The 19,266-nt window shown below is 42.9% G+C and carries 20 protein-coding genes; 12 read left to right on the forward strand and 8 right to left on the reverse strand.

What is annotated here, in order from left to right; all coding sequences use genetic code 11:
* Positions 1–772 (forward strand): energy transducer TonB family protein (locus ACQ76V_RS15355; RefSeq protein ID WP_441001400.1); only part of this gene is annotated, 772 nt, incomplete at its 5' end.
* Between the two features lie 592 nt (positions 773–1,364).
* Here ACQ76V_RS15355 and ACQ76V_RS15360 read toward each other — a convergent pair.
* Entirely contained in the window at positions 1,365–1,553 is a 189-nt protein-coding gene (locus tag ACQ76V_RS15360; RefSeq protein ID WP_441001401.1) for a hypothetical protein, read from the reverse strand.
* Positions 1,554–1,643: 90 nt separating this feature from the next.
* Between ACQ76V_RS15360 and ACQ76V_RS15365 the strand changes: the two genes are divergently transcribed.
* Together ACQ76V_RS15365 and ACQ76V_RS15370 are read left to right on the forward strand one after the other, a co-directional pair.
* Positions 1,644–2,261, forward strand: coding sequence for a S24 family peptidase (locus ACQ76V_RS15365; protein ID WP_441001402.1), 618 nt, complete (start codon positions 1,644–1,646; stop codon positions 2,259–2,261).
* Between the two features lie 363 nt (positions 2,262–2,624).
* The gene (locus ACQ76V_RS15370) at positions 2,625–3,263 is read left to right on the forward strand and encodes a hypothetical protein (RefSeq protein WP_441001403.1); all 639 of its coding nucleotides are present in this window, start codon (positions 2,625–2,627) and stop codon (positions 3,261–3,263) included.
* 100 nt (positions 3,264–3,363) lie between these two features.
* Here ACQ76V_RS15370 and ACQ76V_RS15375 read toward each other — a convergent pair whose 3' ends face one another.
* Complete coding sequence (locus ACQ76V_RS15375) at positions 3,364–4,368, reverse strand: DUF4097 family beta strand repeat-containing protein (RefSeq protein ID WP_441001404.1); 1,005 nt, start codon at positions 4,366–4,368, stop codon at positions 3,364–3,366.
* Positions 4,369–4,497: 129 nt separating this feature from the next.
* Between ACQ76V_RS15375 and ACQ76V_RS15380 the strand changes: the two genes are divergently transcribed.
* From ACQ76V_RS15380 to ACQ76V_RS15400, 5 genes are all read left to right on the forward strand, one after another.
* Complete coding sequence (locus ACQ76V_RS15380) at positions 4,498–5,349, forward strand: proline dehydrogenase family protein (protein ID WP_441001405.1); 852 nt, start codon at positions 4,498–4,500, stop codon at positions 5,347–5,349.
* A gap of 1 nt (position 5,350) precedes the next feature.
* Complete coding sequence (locus ACQ76V_RS15385) at positions 5,351–5,725, forward strand: DoxX family protein (RefSeq protein ID WP_441001406.1); 375 nt, start codon at positions 5,351–5,353, stop codon at positions 5,723–5,725.
* Positions 5,726–5,786: 61 nt separating this feature from the next.
* A complete protein-coding gene (locus ACQ76V_RS15390) occupies positions 5,787–7,922 on the forward strand; it encodes a hypothetical protein (RefSeq protein WP_441001407.1) in 2,136 nt (711 codons plus the stop codon).
* A gap of 61 nt (positions 7,923–7,983) precedes the next feature.
* Positions 7,984–8,406 (forward strand): YciI family protein, encoded by a 423-nt coding sequence (locus ACQ76V_RS15395; RefSeq protein WP_441001408.1) that lies wholly within the window; start codon positions 7,984–7,986, stop codon positions 8,404–8,406.
* A gap of 14 nt (positions 8,407–8,420) precedes the next feature.
* The gene (locus tag ACQ76V_RS15400; RefSeq protein ID WP_441001409.1) at positions 8,421–8,954 is read left to right on the forward strand and encodes a DUF3267 domain-containing protein; all 534 of its coding nucleotides are present in this window, start codon (positions 8,421–8,423) and stop codon (positions 8,952–8,954) included.
* Between the two features lie 99 nt (positions 8,955–9,053).
* Here the strand turns inward: ACQ76V_RS15400 and tyrA are convergent, their stop codons facing one another.
* Positions 9,054–10,187, reverse strand: coding sequence for a bifunctional chorismate mutase/prephenate dehydrogenase (gene tyrA / locus ACQ76V_RS15405; protein WP_441001410.1), 1,134 nt, complete (start codon positions 10,185–10,187; stop codon positions 9,054–9,056).
* Positions 10,188–10,504: 317 nt separating this feature from the next.
* On the opposite strand from tyrA, the gene uvrB reads away from it, so the two are divergent.
* Positions 10,505–12,553 (forward strand): excinuclease ABC subunit UvrB, encoded by a 2,049-nt coding sequence (gene uvrB / locus ACQ76V_RS15410; RefSeq protein ID WP_441001411.1) that lies wholly within the window; start codon positions 10,505–10,507, stop codon positions 12,551–12,553.
* A gap of 73 nt (positions 12,554–12,626) precedes the next feature.
* A complete protein-coding gene (locus ACQ76V_RS15415; protein WP_441001412.1) occupies positions 12,627–13,178 on the forward strand; it encodes a class I SAM-dependent methyltransferase in 552 nt (183 codons plus the stop codon).
* A 259-nt stretch (positions 13,179–13,437) separates the two neighbouring features.
* On the opposite strand, the gene rplS is transcribed toward ACQ76V_RS15415, so the two are convergent.
* From rplS to ffh, 5 genes are all read right to left on the reverse strand, one after another.
* Positions 13,438–13,869, reverse strand: coding sequence for a 50S ribosomal protein L19 (gene rplS / locus ACQ76V_RS15420; RefSeq protein WP_441001413.1), 432 nt, complete (start codon positions 13,867–13,869; stop codon positions 13,438–13,440).
* An 8-nt stretch (positions 13,870–13,877) separates the two neighbouring features.
* On the reverse strand, positions 13,878–14,576 hold the full coding sequence (gene trmD / locus ACQ76V_RS15425; protein WP_441001419.1) for a tRNA (guanosine(37)-N1)-methyltransferase TrmD: 699 nt from the start codon (positions 14,574–14,576) through the stop codon (positions 13,878–13,880).
* Between the two features lie 3 nt (positions 14,577–14,579).
* The gene (rimM, locus tag ACQ76V_RS15430; RefSeq protein ID WP_441001414.1) at positions 14,580–15,143 is read right to left on the reverse strand and encodes a ribosome maturation factor RimM; all 564 of its coding nucleotides are present in this window, start codon (positions 15,141–15,143) and stop codon (positions 14,580–14,582) included.
* Between the two features lie 30 nt (positions 15,144–15,173).
* Positions 15,174–16,052: a 30S ribosomal protein S16 gene (gene rpsP / locus ACQ76V_RS15435; RefSeq protein ID WP_441001415.1), complete on the reverse strand. Its 879-nt coding sequence runs from the start codon at positions 16,050–16,052 to the stop codon at positions 15,174–15,176.
* Positions 16,053–16,172: 120 nt separating this feature from the next.
* Entirely contained in the window at positions 16,173–17,528 is a 1,356-nt protein-coding gene (gene ffh / locus ACQ76V_RS15440; RefSeq protein ID WP_441001416.1) for a signal recognition particle protein, read from the reverse strand.
* Positions 17,529–17,753: 225 nt separating this feature from the next.
* Between ffh and ACQ76V_RS15445 the strand changes: the two genes are divergently transcribed.
* Positions 17,754–18,602, forward strand: a complete 849-nt coding sequence (locus tag ACQ76V_RS15445) for an enoyl-ACP reductase FabI (RefSeq protein ID WP_441001417.1) — start codon at positions 17,754–17,756, stop codon at positions 18,600–18,602.
* A 146-nt stretch (positions 18,603–18,748) separates the two neighbouring features.
* Positions 18,749–19,266 (forward strand): hypothetical protein (locus ACQ76V_RS15450; protein WP_441001418.1); only part of this gene is annotated, 518 nt, incomplete at its 3' end.

Genomic DNA, 19,266 nt, shown 5'->3' on the forward strand with positions numbered 1-19,266 from the left:
AGGAGGGATACACGTTGCTATGTTTATAGTATTTCTGCTGTATACCTTTTCGATTGAGACCAATGTTCGTCCTTCATTTATTGAAGTAGAATTTGGGGAGTTTCAGACGGGGACGCCCGCAGAATACGCTGAACAGCAAGCTGAGCAGGTGGCTACTCGTCCTAATCCTTCTGATACAGAACCGGAAAACCCGGAACCCGAAGAGCCCGAACCGGTTGAGGAGCAACAGGAATCCACAGAAGAAACTACAAAGCCGGTAGATGCCCCTGATCAAAAAGAAGAAATTGAGGATGAAGTAGTTGAAACGCCAGAAACCGATAAAGTAGATCCACAGGAAGAAACTGAAACAGATGAGCCGAAAGAAGTAACCGTTCCGCCCAAAACGGAGGAGGATGAAGTACAGCAAGAGGGGGCCGTAACCAGTGGCGATGAGCAGGGAAATACGGGAGAGCTTAATGCCGATCAGGGAACGGGAAATGAGCAGGAGAAATCAGCCCCTTATGAACTTAACTGGGATGGGGATATCGAACGAAATCCTATGGTACAACCCCTGCCAGAAAATACGACCGATGCCGAAGCAACAATCACTATTCGATTTGAAGTAAAACCGGATGGATCTATCGGACGTATTGTGCCACTCAAAAAAATGAATCCCGAATTAGAACGCGAAGTAATGCGAACTCTTCGCAGCTGGCGATTTTCACAACTTCCCTCGGGCGTTCCCCAGCAGTCGCAGTGGGGCACCATTACCTTCCGCTTTGTGTTAGAATAAATTCTTGCAGGGCTACGGGGTTAGAGCATTGAACTATGATACGAAGGTTAATAATGAGAGTCCTTTGATCACCAAAAACAAGTTATAGTCAGATTCAATATACATCTGTGTTTTGGGTTATTAGAAAGATTGTAAAATGACCATTGCGGCAATCTCTTATTGCTCTTAGCCGTAAAAATAATAGGCCGTTTCTGTGATTTTGCAGAAGTTATTGAACCAAGCTGATAGCCTACCAAATCCAGTTTATAATGGGCAGTACACCCACATAACCGGTTTTTGTATAAATATGCTGACAGTAATGCCTGCATTTGATTCGGCAATATCATCTCCACCACTTATTTGCGGAGGTTCTTGTTGGATTTTGTTATCAGGTTTGGTTTGCTGATAATGCGGCTGTTTACCTTTATTGTATTTTCTATAGCTCCCAGTATGGGAAGCACAATTCAAAGCACAGCTGAATCGTAAACAGCCTGAAGATCCCTAATACCATTACCCACTTATTTTATTGGGTAAAAAAGTTTAAAATTTCAATCCTTATATTTTAATGAAATTGTAAAACTAAAATAATTCGCACGCAGTCCCTGTTTTTTGCTTACGAACTTTTATTTTTTAGCTCTTCAATAGCTTCAATAAGGGGATCGACGCTACCTCTTTTGAGGCGATTGTTTACAGCTTGAGGAGTTATTTCAAGATGCTTAGCAATCATTTTTTGTGTTATATCGGCATCGATCATCATTTTCATGACCTCTTTTTCGGCCTCATTGCGTTTTCTGTTTTGCATTTGTTTTCTGTTTAAAAGTTGTTTATTTATAAATTGAAAATTTGTTTATTCACATAATGTGAACTTATAAAATGTAGACATTAATACAAAGTGAATGCCATATTAGAACGTATAAAAGAGGCGTATCATTTAGAGACCGACGCAGAAGTTGCAGATTTTTTAGACATCAAGCCCAGTACCCTGAGTATGCAAAAAAACAGGGGCAGGTTAGATCTCAAGCGAATTATTGAGAGATGCAGTGATTTGAATAAGAATTGGCTGTTGGATGGGAAGGGTAAAAAAAGAGCTGTAGATGGCATTAGTTCTCAAAACCCAATTCCTGTTTACTCCTCTTTGGAGATAAAAAATCTGAGACCGGATTATAATAACAGTCCGAAAGTAGGAAATATCTATACCGATATTTCAAATGGGATTGACGGTCTTCCTGATTCAAACAGTTTGATAGGAGTTATGAACTCCGGGGATGAAATGGCCCCAACCGTAAAAGAGGATGACATTGCGGTAATTGATCTGGGAGAAGAGCCTACCCACGATAATATATTTCTTATTGCTTCATCTCGTGAAGTTTGGCTAAGGCATCTACAGAAAGAACAAAATAAGTTCATTGCCAAATCAATAAACGGAAAGGATACCTCCACCGAAATTGATTTAAACGAAAACCACTACTGTATTGGAAAATTAGTTTGGGTATTACGAAGGATGCAGTGAGGCAATAAATTGATAAAATGAGGCGGGAAATTGTAGTTATGGGACATTTCTCGGATTTATAAAAGGGCACTTCTTTAGGCAATATAAAAGTTGAAATATTTGTATAGTTAAAAGAAAAAAAGCCTAAATCCTTATGCTAATCCAAATAATATTAAGTTTCGAACATGTTGATAAATGGGGTGCTCGAAGAAGTAGCTTACTTTGATACCCTTGCGGATAGGGATAATGATAACCAGTTTTTTTTTTAAAGGAGCCTGAAGTAATTACCCGTTTTTAGAAAGTGGAATTATTATTAGTCATGTTTCAAATGGTTTGTTTATACTTCATTCCACATTGCAACTGCTAACCCAAAAGCATCATACTGTGAAAAGTACTACTATATTTATTCTTACCATTACAAGTATAGTTCTATTTGGGACGTCAGTTTCTCATGCTCAGAATGACGTGCTAAGTAAAGAAAACCAAATAAAAGCGGCTGTTAGTCCCGCCCCTGATGGCATGAAAGAGGAGGCCAAGGTTTTAGGATACAATGATGAAAAAGAACTGTTACCCCTGCGTGAGGGATCAAACCAGCTAATTTGTATTGCTGATAATCCTCAACAGGATAATTTTCATGTTGCGTGTTATCACAAGGCATTGGAGCCGTTTATGAAAAGGGGCCGTGAACTCAAGGCCAAGGGGCTGTCTCGCGAGAAGGTGGATAGCATCCGATATAAGGAAATTGAAAATGATAAGTTGCAATTTCCTCAAAAGCCGATGGCACTCTACTCTCTTACAGGCTCAGCAAAAAGTTTTGATTACAATACAGGAATGGTGAAAAATGCCAAACCTTTATATGTAGTATATGTTCCCTATGCCACCGTAGAGTCGACTGGATTATCAAAGAAACCAGTCAGTAAAGGAGCCCCGTGGATTATGGAGCCGGGCACGCCTTGGGCGCACATTATGGTGATGACAGGGAGGGATTTCGGCGGACAGGTGAATATGAAAACGGACCAATAAAAAAGTTCTATTTGTTATCATGTTCATGTAATTAGTACAGAAATTAAAATAGTATAAAAAGGCGCAATTTGTATTTGTCACTTTTTTAAAATTGAATAAATTAATTAAAAGAGAGGTACACTTTACCGCCGGATGTACGGGCGGTTACTTTGGGGCCACCACCATTTAGCTTACCCTTAACCTCATCATTTTCCATTTCTCCTGAAAAGTTATCGAACGAGCCATGTACAAAAGTACCCTTTAGCTGTAGCTCAACGCCAATACCTTTAGGGATGGTGATATTTACATTGCCACCACTTGTTTTCAAATCTACAAATTGATCAATTGCTTTTAGGTCTGCAGTAATACTTCCGCCGCTTGTTGAAGCTTTTACACTCCCCGTTACATCTTTGAGGTTGATGTGACCACCGCTCGTTTTTGCATTGAGTATACCGGCAACCGTTTCGGCATTTATATGTCCCCCGCTCGTTTTAATTTCAACTTCCCCGTCCAGGTTCACTAAATCGATATGTCCGCCTGAGGTTTTGGCGTTTATAGGTCCAGTTAAATTAGTCAATTTGAGGTGACCACCGCTGGTGGATATAGATTGACGTCCTTGAAGTCCATCCACTTCAATATGACCACCACTTGTCTTAAGGTCAGAATCCATTTGCTTAGGAGCGTAAACAACAAATGAAATTGAGACTCTATCATTATCCCAGCCAGACCATCCGTTGTTACCCTTGTGCTTGGCAATAGCGTCAACAGTATTACCGGATTTTGAGATGTCGATATTCCATTTATCGAGGACAGTATCGTTTGATGTAAGATTTTTCCCATCTTTACGGACAAACATTTCAACACGAACTGTGTTGGAATTTGAACGTTCAACAGTAATGTCACCGCCTGATGTGCGAACTTGTAGCTTCCCGGGCGTATTGATATCAAATTCTTCAACAATATAAGGGTCATCCTGTGGAGAGGTTTGGGGACTTTCAACAGCATAGGAAACGCCCATCAACAAAAAGGTGATAATTAATGATACAGTAAATGCGAAGATTACTTTCGTCAGATATAATTTTCGGGTACTCATCATAAACTCCTCGTTAAAAGTTAAGGTTACCATTTTGCACTACGCTTTAGGTCCAAAAGAGTTTCAAAATTATGTTATCAGCGATAGAGCTTGAAGGTAGGAGAGCTGCTATCAATTCATTATTTTCCCACAGCTTTTAAAAAGAAAAATTGATAGTCTACTATGAAATTACCCTTTGTATTTGCCAAGCGATTTGTGGCGGGAGAATCATTTGAACAGGCGGAGCCTAAAGTTAAGGCACTTAATGAAAAAGATATAAAGATCACTCTCGACTTGCTGGGCGAAAATGTCGAGGACCGCCAAACTGCAGATGAGACAGTAGATAATTATATCAAGCTTTTAAATGATATTGATGAGTCGGAATTGGATAGCACAATATCAATAAAACTAACCATGATGGGGCTTGATATTGACCGTGATTACTGCAAAAAAAATCTGTTTAAATTGTTGGATGTAGCCCGTGAAAACGATCAGTTTGTCCGTATTGATATGGAGGGATCCGACTATACGCAGATGACAATTGATCTTTTTAAGGAGGCCTTCCAAGAATATGGCAAGCACGTAGGCATTGTTATTCAGGCCTATCTGCATCGCACCAAAAAAGATATTGATGAGCTGGCCGAGATGGGTGCGGATGTGCGACTTTGCAAGGGGGCCTATAGCGAGCCCAAAGATATTGCGTTGCAAAAAATGGATGATATCCGTGAGGCATTTAAAGAATATGCTAAGGTGCTATTGGATAAGACGCCTTATCCGCGCATCGCTACCCATGACGATGAGTTGATAAACTGGACCAAAGAGTATACCCGGCAAAACGATATAGGGAAATCCAGATTTGAGTTTCAGATGCTTTACGGGTTGCGCCAGGAAACGATGGAAGAGTTTGCAGCCACCGGCTATAATGCTCGTATTTACGTGCCTTTTGGCACCATGTGGTTTCCGTATTTCAAGCGCCGTTTGATGGAGCGGAAGGAAAATATCTGGTTCGTCCTTTCCACGTTATTTCAAAAATAATATGGGGATCTCACCCGAAGTTCACCGCTACATACTTGCTGCCCTGTTTTTACTAACAGGTATACTCCATTTTGTAAAGCCGGAGTTCTTTACCAGCATTATGCCCGATTTTATCCCCTATCACCTTGCAATGGTCTATATCAGTGGGGCGGCCGAAATAATAGGCGGATTGGGAATCCTCTTTGAGGAAACGAAAGTATGGGCAGGTTGGGGACTTGTTCTCCTGTTGCTTGCCGTTTTTCCTGCCAATATTAATATGATGGTGGAATCAATTCAGAAATCGGGATATACTTCACTTTTCAGCTTGGCAACTATCATTCGGCTCCCCATCCAATTTGTACTGCTTTATTGGGTGTATTGGGCGTGCCTAAGATAGAAGGTTGGAGCAAGGAGTAAATTTTTTCGCTTCTTGCTACCTACAATTTTACATTTAAGCTATGTTACATTCTAAAGGCCTCACCAAAGTTATAACTCCGATTCTACTTGGTATTGGCCTTCTTTTTATACCATTGGTTGGCGATTTTCATATCGAGTCTGCTATACTGGTCTCTTTAGTGGGATGTTTTTGGGCCGGAATTCGGGCAACAGGCGAATCTAAAAAGAAAGATTTTTATGCATCACTCCGTATTGTCGGTTACTTGTTTTTGGTAGGATTGCCATTGCTTGTAAATGCTGTTTTTACAGGTTGCTTCAGCATACATGGGCTGGCATTTTGGTTACTTTTTCCACTACCGAGTGTGTTTTTTGGATATGCCATAGGGCGCCTGATGCGTGAACTGAGACTGTCATATCCCAAGTTCGTTACCATTGGTGTTTTATTATTTATTGCTATTGGTATTCTTTTGATTGAGTTAAGAACCTATCCCCAAGTTTATTTTTTTAATCATGTGTGGGGCGGTTGGCCGGGCCCAATTTATGATGAGGTGGTAAGAGTAAATGGAGCCACGATCTTTTTCCGAATGCTGACATTACTTTGGGCTGCTCTTCTGTGGTATATACCGGTTTTGAATAAAGATCGATATAAGAAATGGATTGTGGTGTTTTCAGTGGTTGCTATTTTGATTAGTTATACCCAGCTAACAGAGTTTGGGGTAAATTCTCCACGATCACATTTGCAAAATGTGCTGGGAGGACATAAAACAACCGAGCACTTTGAACTGTATTATGATCAGCGTCTTTACAGTACTTACGAAATCGATTTACTGGCGAAAGAGCATGAATTTTATTTTGACCAAATAGCGGACAAGCTGAATTTGTCGGCCAGAGATTCGACGCACAAAATTGAGAGTTATCTCTACGGCCATGCCTGGCAAAAAAAGCAACTTGTGGGTGCGAAGTTTACGAGTTATGTACCTGTGTGGCTGGACCAAGATCAGCTGCATATAGCCAAGCAGCAGATTTGGTCAAGTCTCAAGCATGAGCTGGTACATGTAATGGCCAAACAGTTTGGAAACTGGTTTAACGCCAGCTGGAGTATCGGGTTGATTGAAGGTCTTGCTGTGGCTATAGATGGAGGGGCATCGACAACATCTACGATCGATCAGATGGTGGTATCCGAAAAACCCTATCCGCCAGAAGAGCAGTTGAAAGCCGCTTTTTCGTTTTGGGGGTTTTACGGCGGACGATCGGGCGTGAATTATACTACAAGTGGTTCATTTGTACGCTTTTTGATGGAGAACTATCCTATTAATGCTCTCAAGGAAGCCTACCATACGGGAAATTTGTCGGAAGCTTATCAGGTTGATTGGAAGACCTTGACCAATGAATGGCACGCTTCTCTGGATACCGTGGAAACGGATACTGTAGATCAGCAAGTTGCCCGCCGTATTTTTGGTATGCGGTCACTATTCGAAAAAGAGTGTCCGCATGTGATTTCTGATTTTGCAGTTGCGCATGATAATTATCGTTTGTCTTTATCAAATCAAGATACGGCAAAGGCATTACATTTTTTGGATCAGGCCTTAGTAGAAGCGGATAGCGTTGAACCGATAAAAACCGAGTGGAGTTATCGTAATCTGGTGAACGGGTATTCCCAAAAGATACGTCAGGCAGCAACGCTCAGCGATACCACGGTAGACTTGCAGCTACTTTATGCAGATGCATTTGCCATGTCGGGGGATTGGGGCAAAGCAATAAAATATTTGAATGAAGGACAAAGGTTGTACGAGGAAAGTCCAGACTCATTGCTAAAACTGGCATTGGAAACGCGAAATGATAGCGTTCAATGGAAAATTTATCGGGATATGACATATGCCAATTTGTTACCGGATGATATTACTTTTGCTAAAGCGTTGTATCGGACAAAAATCCGAAGCATTCGAAAAGCGATTGAACAGGAGCAATGGGAAAAGGTTGCCAATTATGGCAGGCTCTTATTAAAGGAAACGCTGCAGCAAAGGTATTTTGATGACTATCAGCGATTGATTCATCATTTGGCATTTCAGAAAGAAAGTACTTTAGCTGGGCGGTTTATAGAAAAGCTTTCTGTAATGCCGCTTCGTGAACGTTACCGGGAACGACTGCAGCAGGAGCGGGAATGGATAATATTTTTAAAGGGGGATGAAGATTTTTGATTTCAAAGGCCGCCGCTTTTTGTATTTTGCTACAGATAAGTATATCAAACAAAAAACGACGATGAAAAAGATATTATTAACAGTTTTGTTGATGGGTTGGGCTGGTGCGGTAATGGCACAGGATAGCATGGAAATAGCTGAGCCGGAAATATTTACAATGGAGCAGGGAGACACGACCTATGTGATGCAAAAATATTTCATGGTTTTTCTGAAGTCAGGTCCTAAACGAAGTCAAACAAAAGAGGAAGCCATGGAGATTCAAGAGAAGCATTTGGCGTATCTGCAAAAGATGGCCGAGCAAGGCAAAACAAGTATAACTGGTCCCATGGACGATGCGGGTGAAATTCGTGGAATTGTAATTTACAATACAGCTACTGCCGAAGAGGCTCGAACCTTAGCAGAGGGCGATCCGGCGGTGCAGGAGGGACGGTTGGTGGTTGAAGTGCATCCGTGGTGGGCTGCTAAGGGATCAATGCTAAAATAAGCATAGCTATTATAATGAGAGAATATACGCTGTCATTTTTGAAAGCTAATATATATTCGCTGTTAGTATACATCCCAATAATTGCCGGATTCTATGTACCTTATGGCTTAATATATGGATGGTCGGCGTTCGGAACAGATATTGTACAGGCACTTCATAGTCCGCTACTATTTTTAGCAATCATATTTATTGGAATTGCAGTGCACGAACTCATTCACGGTATAAGCTGGTGGTGGATGGATGGTATTCTGTGGGAGAACATTCACTTTGGATTTAAGTGGGCGGTCTTGACCCCTTATGTTCACTGTCCCGAACCAATTGAGGTAAGGAATTATCGTTGGGGCGTTGCGATGCCCGGCATTATATTGGGGATTTTACCCTATGTGATAGCATTGATATTACAGAATGGTTGGTTGCTGGCTTTCGGCTTATTTTTCACCCTCACCGCCAGTGGTGATATCTTAATTCTATGGTTATTGCGTGATGTCAGATCTGGAAAAAAAGTCCAAGATCATCCCGAAAAGATAGGATGTGTAGTTAAGGACTGAGGTCTAAATCACTCAGTCCTTATGAGTACTGTACAATGGATAAAAGTATGGAAGGCTCCCACTTTGTCGTTGAACGTTTTTCGATTTGAGTACTAAAGATTATGCAAACCGATCAGCCAGCCGGTTGATCAGGTATCCGCTTTCTTTTAGGGCCTGGGATGCAAACTTGCCAAAGAAATCAGTGACCGATTCAAACTCCTTGATAAAACCTTCCTTGTCATCGTTTTTGACCATCTGAGCAAGCTTTTCGTTATGTTCGATAAATTTAAGTAGTAGCTCACGTCGTTCTTCATTAGCAAATACGATATCGGCATATAACTCGGCACTTTGCGCAAAAATACGGCCAGTCATCATGAGCTCGGCGCGATAAATAGGAGAGGAGTAATCAAGAATATCGTGCGGCTTCAGGTCGTATGTTTTCATGAACGAGCCGTGTGTTAGGGCCACAAAGTGGCGAAGTCCCTGCACCATGTGCATGACATGATCATGCTTCTCGGCATCAGCTTCAACAACGCGCATGCCCCAAAGTTTGGATTGTTCGATAACCCAACTTGAGGCTTCAGCATCACGTACCGGGCAAACGACCATCAGCTGCTTGGAGAGATTATCTACATCGGGACCGTGCATAGGGTGTAATCCTAAAACCGGACCGTCATGTGCTTTCTGCATAGCCTCAATAGGCTCAGTTTTGTTACTGGTAAAGTCAGCTAAGATGGTTTCTGTATTCAGTTTGGGTGCCAGTCGCTCGACGACATCCACCGTAACGTTAATAGGTACGGCCACGATTGCCAGGTCGAGTTTTGGGGCGATTTCTTCGAGCTCGTGCCAGTTGTGTTTGTCTATCGTGTATATGTGATGCCCCGTTTGTTCGATGATGCGTGCATAAAGACTTCCCATGCCGCCTTTTGCGCCTACAATCAAAATATGCTTTGGGTCTTCGGTGGCACTCGGAAACTCATTGCGGGACTGGCTGGCCCTGGAAGAAGCCATAATCATCCGAAGAAAATCTTCGGCCCAGTCAGGATCAAGGTCGTGTTCGGCGGCCATTGCGCGAAACTTTTCCGTTTTTTCATCTTCCCGCTTGGGGGCGAAAATTGGCAACTGGTTTTTGATTTTCTTATCGATGACTTCATGAACAATCTCCCGTCGCTCGGCCAGAAGTTCAAGGAGCTTGGAATCAATTTCGTCAATACGGTTGCGCTGGGGCCCGAGTTTTTTTTCTTTTGGAGTCATAAGTTGTTGAATCTGAAAGACTACGTATTATGCTGATTATAGCAGTAGCATTAAAAGCTGCTTAAAATACAAATTTATTGATCGTGAAATAAGCCTACAGCCAGATTTAAAAATGAGGCGGAACCCAAAAATTAAATAGAAGCTTGGCTGTTAATTCCCCGAAAAATATGGGATTTTAAGAGAATGATTCAGTGCTCTTTTCGTTTTATTAAAAGGTGAATAGAAATTTTTAAAAGCCCATGAGGATTGTATAGCGAACTATTAGGACTCCAGTGTGAACATCCTCGAGGTTTTGAGAAAAGTTAAATAAGTATTACATGTCTCAATTTGATTTACAATCACCCTGGCCGCCGGCCGGTGACCAACCACAGGCGATAGAAGAGCTTGTTCAGGGTGTCGAAAACGGCGATAAATATCAGACCTTACTCGGTATCACCGGTTCGGGAAAAACACGTACAGTGTCGGGTGTAATTGATGAGGTCCAGCGCCCAACGCTGGTAATGAGTCATAATAAAACATTGGCTGCTCAGCTATATCGCGAGCTTAGCGACTTTTTCCCAGATAACAGAGTCGAGTTTTTCATCTCGTATTACGATTACTATCAGCCCGAGGCTTATATCTCGTCACAAGATAAATACATCGAAAAAGATTTATCGATCAATGATGAGATTCAGCGACTTCGACTGCGTGCCACGAGCTCGCTGCTTTCGGGCCGAAGGGATGTGATTATCGTTTCTTCGGTGAGTTGTATCTATGGTATTGGGTCACCGTCGGAGTATGAAAAGTTGATTATAAACCTCGAAACCGGCACGGAAGTTCCACGAAACAAATTGTTATACGATCTTGTGGATCTGCACTATACGCGTAACGATCGGGAATTCGATCGTGGTACGTTTCGAGTGCGTGGAGATGTGGTGGATTTGTACCCAGCCTACGCCGAAGATGGATTACGCATTCATTTTTGGGGGGATGAAATCGAGAAAATGGAGATTGTCGATCCCGAAAGCGGGAACGTGCTGGACACGGTACAGGAGTTTCGCATTTATCCTGCTTCACACTACGTAACAACCGAAGATCGCCTGCAGAAAGCCATCAATCAGATTCGGGACGAATTGGATTGGAGAATAGGAACCCTTAACGATGAAGGGAAATACCTGGAAGCGAAGCGACTGGAGCAACGCACACTTTTTGACATCGAGATGATGCAGGAAATTGGTTATTGCTCGGGTATTGAGAACTATTCGCGCTACCTGAGTAACCGAAAGCCTGGCGAACGTCCGTATTGTTTGTTTGACTATTTCCCCGATGACTTTTTGCTGGTGGTAGATGAAAGTCACCAGACGGTTCCCCAGATTTCGGCCATGTATGGTGGAGATCGGTCCCGTAAGATTGAGTTAGTAGAGAATGGCTTTAGGCTACCCTCAGCAATGGACAACCGTCCACTCACTTTCGAAGAGTGGGAAGAGGTTACTAATCAGGCAATTTTTGTGAGTGCTACGCCTGGAGATTACGAGCTTGAAAAGAGCGGTGGTGTCTTTGTCGAGCAGATTGTGCGTCCGACCGGACTGATGGAGCCTGAAATTGAAGTACGTCCCGTTGACAATCAAATTGATGATTTGTTAGAGCAAATACAGGAGCGCGTGGCCAAAGGGCACCGGGTGTTGTGCATTACCTTAACGAAGCGATTAAGTGAAGAGCTCAGTGAGTATCTCAAAAGTGTGGGCATTTCAGCCGCGTACATGCACAGCGAACTGAATGCGATGGAGCGCGTGGAAGTGCTCTTTAAGTTCCGTCGCGGCGACTTTGATGTGCTGGTAGGTATTAACCTGTTGCGTGAGGGTATTGATATTCCCGAGCTCAGTCTGGTGGCCATTTTGGATGCTGACAAGGAAGGGTTTCTCCGATCCGAGACTTCATTATTTCAGATTATTGGTCGCGCGGCGCGAAACATCGAAGGGAAGGCGATCCTATATGCCGATAAAATTACCGATAGTATGCAGACCGTGATTGATGAAACCGAGCGGCGTCGCAAAATTCAGAAGGAATTCAACGAAGAGCATGACATAACCCCCAAAACTATCGAAAAAGAACTCAAGCCGTTGGTTGATCCTGCGCTCATTTCGAACAAAGATTTTGATCTGGATGATCGGGATGGCGACGAAGATCCACTTGAAGTGGTAAAAGTGGCAGACGAAGGTATAAAGTATAAAGCGAATCCCGCGATGAATGAGGTCACTTTTGATGACAAAGAGGAATTTCTGGAATACCTGCGGGATTCAATGTACACCGCTGCGCAGAATATGGAGTTCGAGGAAGCCGCGCGTATTCGAGATCAAATTGAACAACTGGAAAACGAATTAGATTAATTTTGTTCTCGGTTATTGGTTGTTAGATAGTTGAAAATCCTAATACCCAGTAACCTTTAACTAATAACCAAACATGAGTACTTTAGCATATCTCAAGAGTTTTTTTAAAGACAAAGACGTGGCCTCGGTTACCCCGACCTCCCGATTTTGTGTACGTACCGTTTGCCAGCCTATTGATTTTTCCCAAGATCAAATTATTGTAGAATATGGCGCCGGGGCCGGAGTATTTTCACACTATCTCCTTGACTATTTGACGCCCGGCTCGCAGCTCCATTTATTTGAGACCAATGAAATTTTATTTAAAAAGCTGCAACAGATCGATGACTCTCGGGCATCATTTTACGATCAGAGCGTCGAATTTGTGAGCAATTTATTGCCCGAAGATATCGTTGGAAAAGTTGACTTCATCATTTCCGGTATCCCATTTTCCTTTTTGGATGAGGAAGCTAAGTCGTCTATTCTCGACCAGAGTTACCGGCTATTGCACGATGGCGGTGAGTTCTTGGCCTATCAAACATCAGGACACCTCGAAGACCCACTGCGGAAAACCTTCGGCAACGTAACAACCTCTTGGGAATGGCGTAATATTCCACCGATGACGGTGTATGAAGCAGAAAAGAGATAAGGGATTTGTGCCTCTATTTTACCTGTATTATACAAAGCCTTTTCCCAATGGTTGAAATGATATTTGCTAAATGAAATACTATTTGTCATCACAAAGGGAGTGAAAGTTCTTTGTTAGAAGACGACTTGGCAATAGATTCAGTGAGATTGGAAAATAAAAAAGCCATTCCATCCACATTATGGGATAGAATGGCTCAATAATTTTGTCTGACTATCAATAGATCAGAATAAAAAAATCAACGCAAGTATAGAAGAGAACGTTATTCCTCTTCGTCAGCGTTTTGAGCTTCTTTCGCAGCAGCTCGTTCTTCTGCCTTGCGATTCAGTTCGCGAACAGTATCCTGGTTCTGATCTTTCTCTTTAATTCGCGCTGCCTTTCCTTGTCTCTCGCGCAGATAATAGAGCTTAGAGCGTTTAATATCGCCCTGTTTCTTGAGCTCAATTTTAGCAACAAAGGGAGAATAGAGCGGGAAAATACGCTCCACACCAATATTGCCTGCCGAGATTTTGCGCACCATAAAAGTCTGGTTTGCTCCGGTTCCGCGGCGAGAGATTACGAGTCCTTCAAACTTCTGGATTCGCTCTTTGTCGCCTTCGCGAACGCGATAGTGTACAACAACAGTATCACCGGTTTTAAACTCGGGATACTCGTCGTCAATTAATGTTTGTTCTGCTAATTTTAACTTATCCATAATGTTATCTACTGCTGTTCGTTTCGAAATTTCTTAAAAATATCCGGACGCACATTTTTAGTACGCTCAAGCGACTGTTGATGTCGCCATTCCTTCACTTTTTGATGATCACCTGATCGCAGCACCTGAGGCACTTGCATCCCCTTAAAATCAGAGGGACGCGTATAAACGGGCCCTTCCAGTAAATTCTCATTTTGGAAGGAATCCGTAAGGGCACTTTCCGAGTCACCTAACACACCGGGCAACACCCGTACGATGGAATCAACCATCACAAGAGCAGGCAGTTCGCCACCCGAAAGTACATAGTCGCCAATGCTGTACGTTTTGGTGATAAATGCATCTATCACACGTTGATCGACACCTTTGTAATGTCCGCATAAAAAGATGAGATTCTTTTGAGTGGACAGCCTGTTGGCATCATCCTGTTCATACGGCTTACCATTAGGGGCCGTAAAGATAATCTCATCATAATCGCGTTGACTTTGCAGGTGCTCGATGCATGAAAAAATAGGCTGTGGTGTCAATACCATGCCTGCACCGCCGCCGTATGGGTAGTCATCTACCTTGTTGTGTTTGTCCTCCGTGTAATCATGCAGATCATGAGTATGGATTTCAACGAATCCATCATCCTGCGCATTCCCCACAATGCTGTGAGTTAGGGGACTCTCCAAGAGCTGTGGCACCGCCGATATGATATCAATGCGCATCATCTATGATATGCCTCTTAGCTGTTCCAGATTTTTGCATTGTATTTGTTGTGTATCTTCATCGATATCGGCAATATATTCATCCACGACCGGGATGAGTAATTGCTCTTGATCATTGGTAGTTACCTGGAGTATCGGGTGTGCTGGATTTTCCAGCAATACATCGACAACGCCGACTGACTTCCCATCAGAAAAAACCTGGAAGGAGGTCAGATCGAGCGGTAATGTATCCGAATCCAACAGCGATTCTACCACATCACGATCGGCAAATACCGAGCGGCTTTTAAGCTTTTCGGCTTGTGTGCGATCAATTACGTGTTCAAATTTTACAAAGAACGAAAGTCGATTATTTTTTTCTTGCACCCGAACCGACTCAATCCGGGCAGGGATTAGATCCCCTCTGCTCGTCTCAAGACGAACCAGATCAAGCACATCAAAAAGTGTAGGCGCGTAAATATCGGGAATAATTAATACTTCTCCCTGTACGCCGTGTGATCGGGAAATATACCCAATCTTTTCATACTGGTTTTCAATTGGTTCCAGCATAGCTTCTCGGGTAGACTCCACGTATTAGTGGGGTCTGCCAACTTTAGCTTATTAACTATTTTCTTTCTTGTCTTCCAAAGCACGCTGAACGGTAACCCGATCTTCGTCTTCAGGAACAAAGCCTTCCAGCTCATCCAGAGGAGTATTCTCGATATGTTCAATAGCTTCTTTTGCTAACATATCAGTAGATACTTGTCCTTCTGCTTTTGATTCTTCTTCATCCTCATCTGCAGTGTCTTCCGTATCTTCTTCCTTTTCTTCATCAGAAGTTTTAACCTCTTCCTCAGTATCTTTCTCTTCTTCCTGGGCTTCAGCCTCTTCTTCAGGTTCTTGCTCCTGAGCTTCGACTTCTTCCGTCTCATCGTCAGCAGCTTCTTCTACTTCTTCATCTGCTGGCTCTTCTTGTGCTTCAGCTTCTTCATCAGCCTCATCGGTAGCTTCTTGAGCATCTTTTTCTTCTTCCTCATCGTCAGATGCAAGAGCTTCCTGCTTAGCTTTTTCCTTGGCAGCTTCTTCAGCTTTCTTCTTAAGCTGCTTTTGGAATTCCTTTTCTTCGGCTTCCAAGAGTGCCTGTTGACGTTCTTTGCGCGTAGGAACATCTTCTTCTTTTTCCTCGCGACGTTCGCGCCATTCAGCAAGAGCTTCTTCAATTTCTTCTTCCGACTTGCCCCAACGGATCAAGTGCATTTCGTACATGATACCTTGGTTCTTGAAAATGGACCGAACGGTATCGGTGGGCTGAGCGCCTTGCTTTAGCCAATGTAATGCCCGTTCTCTATCCAGATCAAGTTGATTTTTGGGGGTTACGTTATCAAAACGACCTAAATCTTCAATAATACGACCATCTCTGGGTTTGCGGTTGTCCGCAACAACAATATGATGGATTGGTCGCTTTTTACGACCTCTACGTTGTAATCTTATTCTTAACAATGGATTATCTCCTTAGTTTAAAATTTGCGTTGATTTTGAATAGAGGATATTGTCGGAATCTTGCGCAATATTTATATAATAAAAGATGTCAACTGGGCTAAACAGTTAGCATCAATGGTGTTAACCAAATGGTAAATTTCCTTTCATGCCCTTCATTCCTTGCATCAGTTTGCCCATCTTGCCCATGCCGGAGAACGACTTCATCATCTTCTTCATCTGTTCAAACTGCTTTAACAGATCATTAATATCCGAAACGCGCGTTCCGGATCCCTTTGCGATACGTCGTTTTCGCGTAGCATTCAAGATGTCCGGGTTGTGTTTCTCTTCCGGAGTCATTGAACAAATAATGGCTTCAATAGGTTTGAAGGAATCTTCATCAAGTTCTGTATCTGCTTCCTGCAGGGCTTTCCCGGCGCCGGGAATCATCCCGACCAGATCCTGGATATTGCCCATGCCTTTTACTTGCTGCAGCTGTTGATAAAAGTCTTCAAGGTCAAACTCATCCGACTTAATTTTTTTCTGCAGCTTCTGTGCTTCTTCTTCATCAAATTCTTTTTGTGCTTTCTCCACCAGTGATACCACATCCCCCATACCGAGAATACGCTTTGACATCCGTTCGGGATAGAAGGGAGAAAGAGCATCCAGCTTTTCGCCGGTGCTTACAAACTTGATCGGTTTTTGGACCACTTTCTTGATCGAAAGGGCCGCCCCGCCGCGGGTATCACCGTCAAGCTTGGTGAGTACAACACCATCGTAATTGATGGTTTCGTTAAATTCTTTGGCCGTATTGACCGCATCCTGTCCTGTCATTGAATCTACAATGAATAGAGTTTCATGAGGTTCAACGGCTTTTTTAATCTCAGCCACCTCATTCATCATTTCTTCGTCCACGTGCATGCGTCCGGCCGTATCAATAATAACAGTATCAAGCGCCAAGCTTTTGGCCATGCTTACTGCTTCTTTGGCCACGCGCACCGCATCTTTTTGATTGATGGAGTACACTGGAACGTCAATAGAGTCAGCCAGTGTTTTAAGCTGATCAATAGCAGCCGGACGATAAACGTCGGCCGCCGCTAAAATAGGATTTCGGTTGTTTTCCTGCTTCAAGTAACGGGCAAGCTTAGCACTAAAGGTTGTTTTACCGGAACCTTGCAGGCCTGCAATTAAAATAACTGTAGGCGGCGTGTGAGCTACAGAAATATCCACACGTTCTTGGCCCAGAATATCGGTCAGCTCATCATGTACAATTTTAGTAAACTGCTGACCGGGGTTGACGGCCGTAAGTACGTCTTCGCCCATCGCTCGCTCTTTTACCTTGTTCGTAAACTCTTTGGCAACCTCATAGTTCACATCGGCATCGAGCAAAGCGCGACGTATTTCTCTCACCGTCTCCGCAATGTTGACGTCGGTAATCTGAGCTTCTCCTTTCAGCTTCTGAAAGGCGCTATCTAATTTTGATGAGAGATCTTGAAACATGTGTTTGTTGTAATCTGAGTTTTAAAACTTATTAACTTATTCCCCAATACGGCATGGGAATAAGAGTCACGCAAAATAAGGACATTTTTCTGCGTTATCAACAGAATTATTTGTTAGAAATAATGATAAGGAATGAGGTAAAATCGATAATGACAGTTTTTCTGTTTCTTTTATTATCTTCCCACAGAAATCTATTGAATTCAAAGAAATTGAGGATACTATTTTATGGCTAACCAACAAGGATATGGACTGCTTAAGGGAAAGAAGGGATTGATCTTTGGCGCACTGGATGAGCGCAGTATAGCCTGGAGAATCGCTTTGGCGTGTAAACGGGAAGGTGCGGAATTTTCACTATCCAATGCCCCGGTAGCCCTGCGTTTTGGGGATCTCGATGAGCTTGCCGAGGAAACGGGCGCCGAAGTGTTTCCTTGTGACGTAACCAACGAAGACGAAATCGAAGAGCTGATGCAGAACGTAAAAGAGGAGCATGGCAAGATTGATTTTATACTCCATGCTATCGGTATGTCTCCGAATGTGCGCAAAAAGAAGGGATACGAAGAACTAAATTACCAGTGGTTGCAACAAACGCTGGATATTTCTGCGGTATCATTGCATAAGGTCATTCGGTATGCAGATGAGGCTGACATCCTTGCTGATGGTGGAAGCATTGTAGCGTTGTCATACATCGGTGCGCAGCGAATTTTCTCAAAATACAGCGATATGAACGATGCCAAGGCACTGCTCGAAAGTATCGCTCGAAATTATGGAAGTCGCCTGGCAGATCGCGGAATTCGCGTGAATACCGTTTCGCAGGCACCAACCAAAACATCAGCAGGCAGTGGCATTAAGGGTTTTGACGGCATGTATACCTTTGCCGAAAAAATTGCTCCTATGGGGAACCCCACTGCCGATGAATGTGCGGATTATTGCGTAACGCTGTTCTCTGATTTAACGCGCAAAGTTACCATGCAAAATCTTTATCACGACGGTGGATTTGTCACAGCGGGTATCAATGAGGAGATGATTAATGATCTCGCAGAAATGTATGCAGACGAAGGGGATAAAGACGAATAGTCTTAAACTGATAGCTGTATTTCTGGGAATACCTTACAAATCATAAGGTATTCCCTTTTTATTTTTATAGGAGAATGAGGTTTTAATAAACCCGTGAGAACTGTATATGAAGCGCTTAAAAAAAAATTCTGATCAGCTGTGTAATAGTGATTCATGCTGCTGCTCTATGGTGCAGAGCTGATGCCCAAACTTTGGAATCAAGCAGGGCGTATGCATATTGGCTTGATTTTTCTGCCGGGGCTGGAACAATGGGTGGTCTTGCGTTGGGAGGATCTTTAGACTATCAGCGTAATGGTATCCTCTTTTCTGCCATAGCTGACGGGCAGGTTGCTGATGAATGGTTTTCTTCTAAGAGCAGATCGATTTGGGAAGTAGGTCTGATGGCGGGATCAGCAAAAATAATAAGGCAGGATCGTTCCTATTATCACTCCATTTCTGGAGGGGTTAGCATTGTTACTTATGATCGATGTGTAGATAATTGCGGGCTTTTTGATGGTCCCTCTATCTGGAAATCCAAATCAGGAATTGGTTTTCCTATTCGTGCCACCTTGGGATGGAGGTCCTTCAAATATGTTGGGATTGGGTTTATAGGATCGGCAAATATAAATAGTCTCGAATCATTTGCATCAATAAATTTCAGTATTCAGGCTGGAAAGTTTAGATG

The sequence above is a fragment of the Fodinibius sp. SL11 genome (assembly GCF_052060035.1).
In the GTDB taxonomy this organism is placed as follows: Bacteria; Bacteroidota; Rhodothermia; order Balneolales; family Balneolaceae; genus Fodinibius.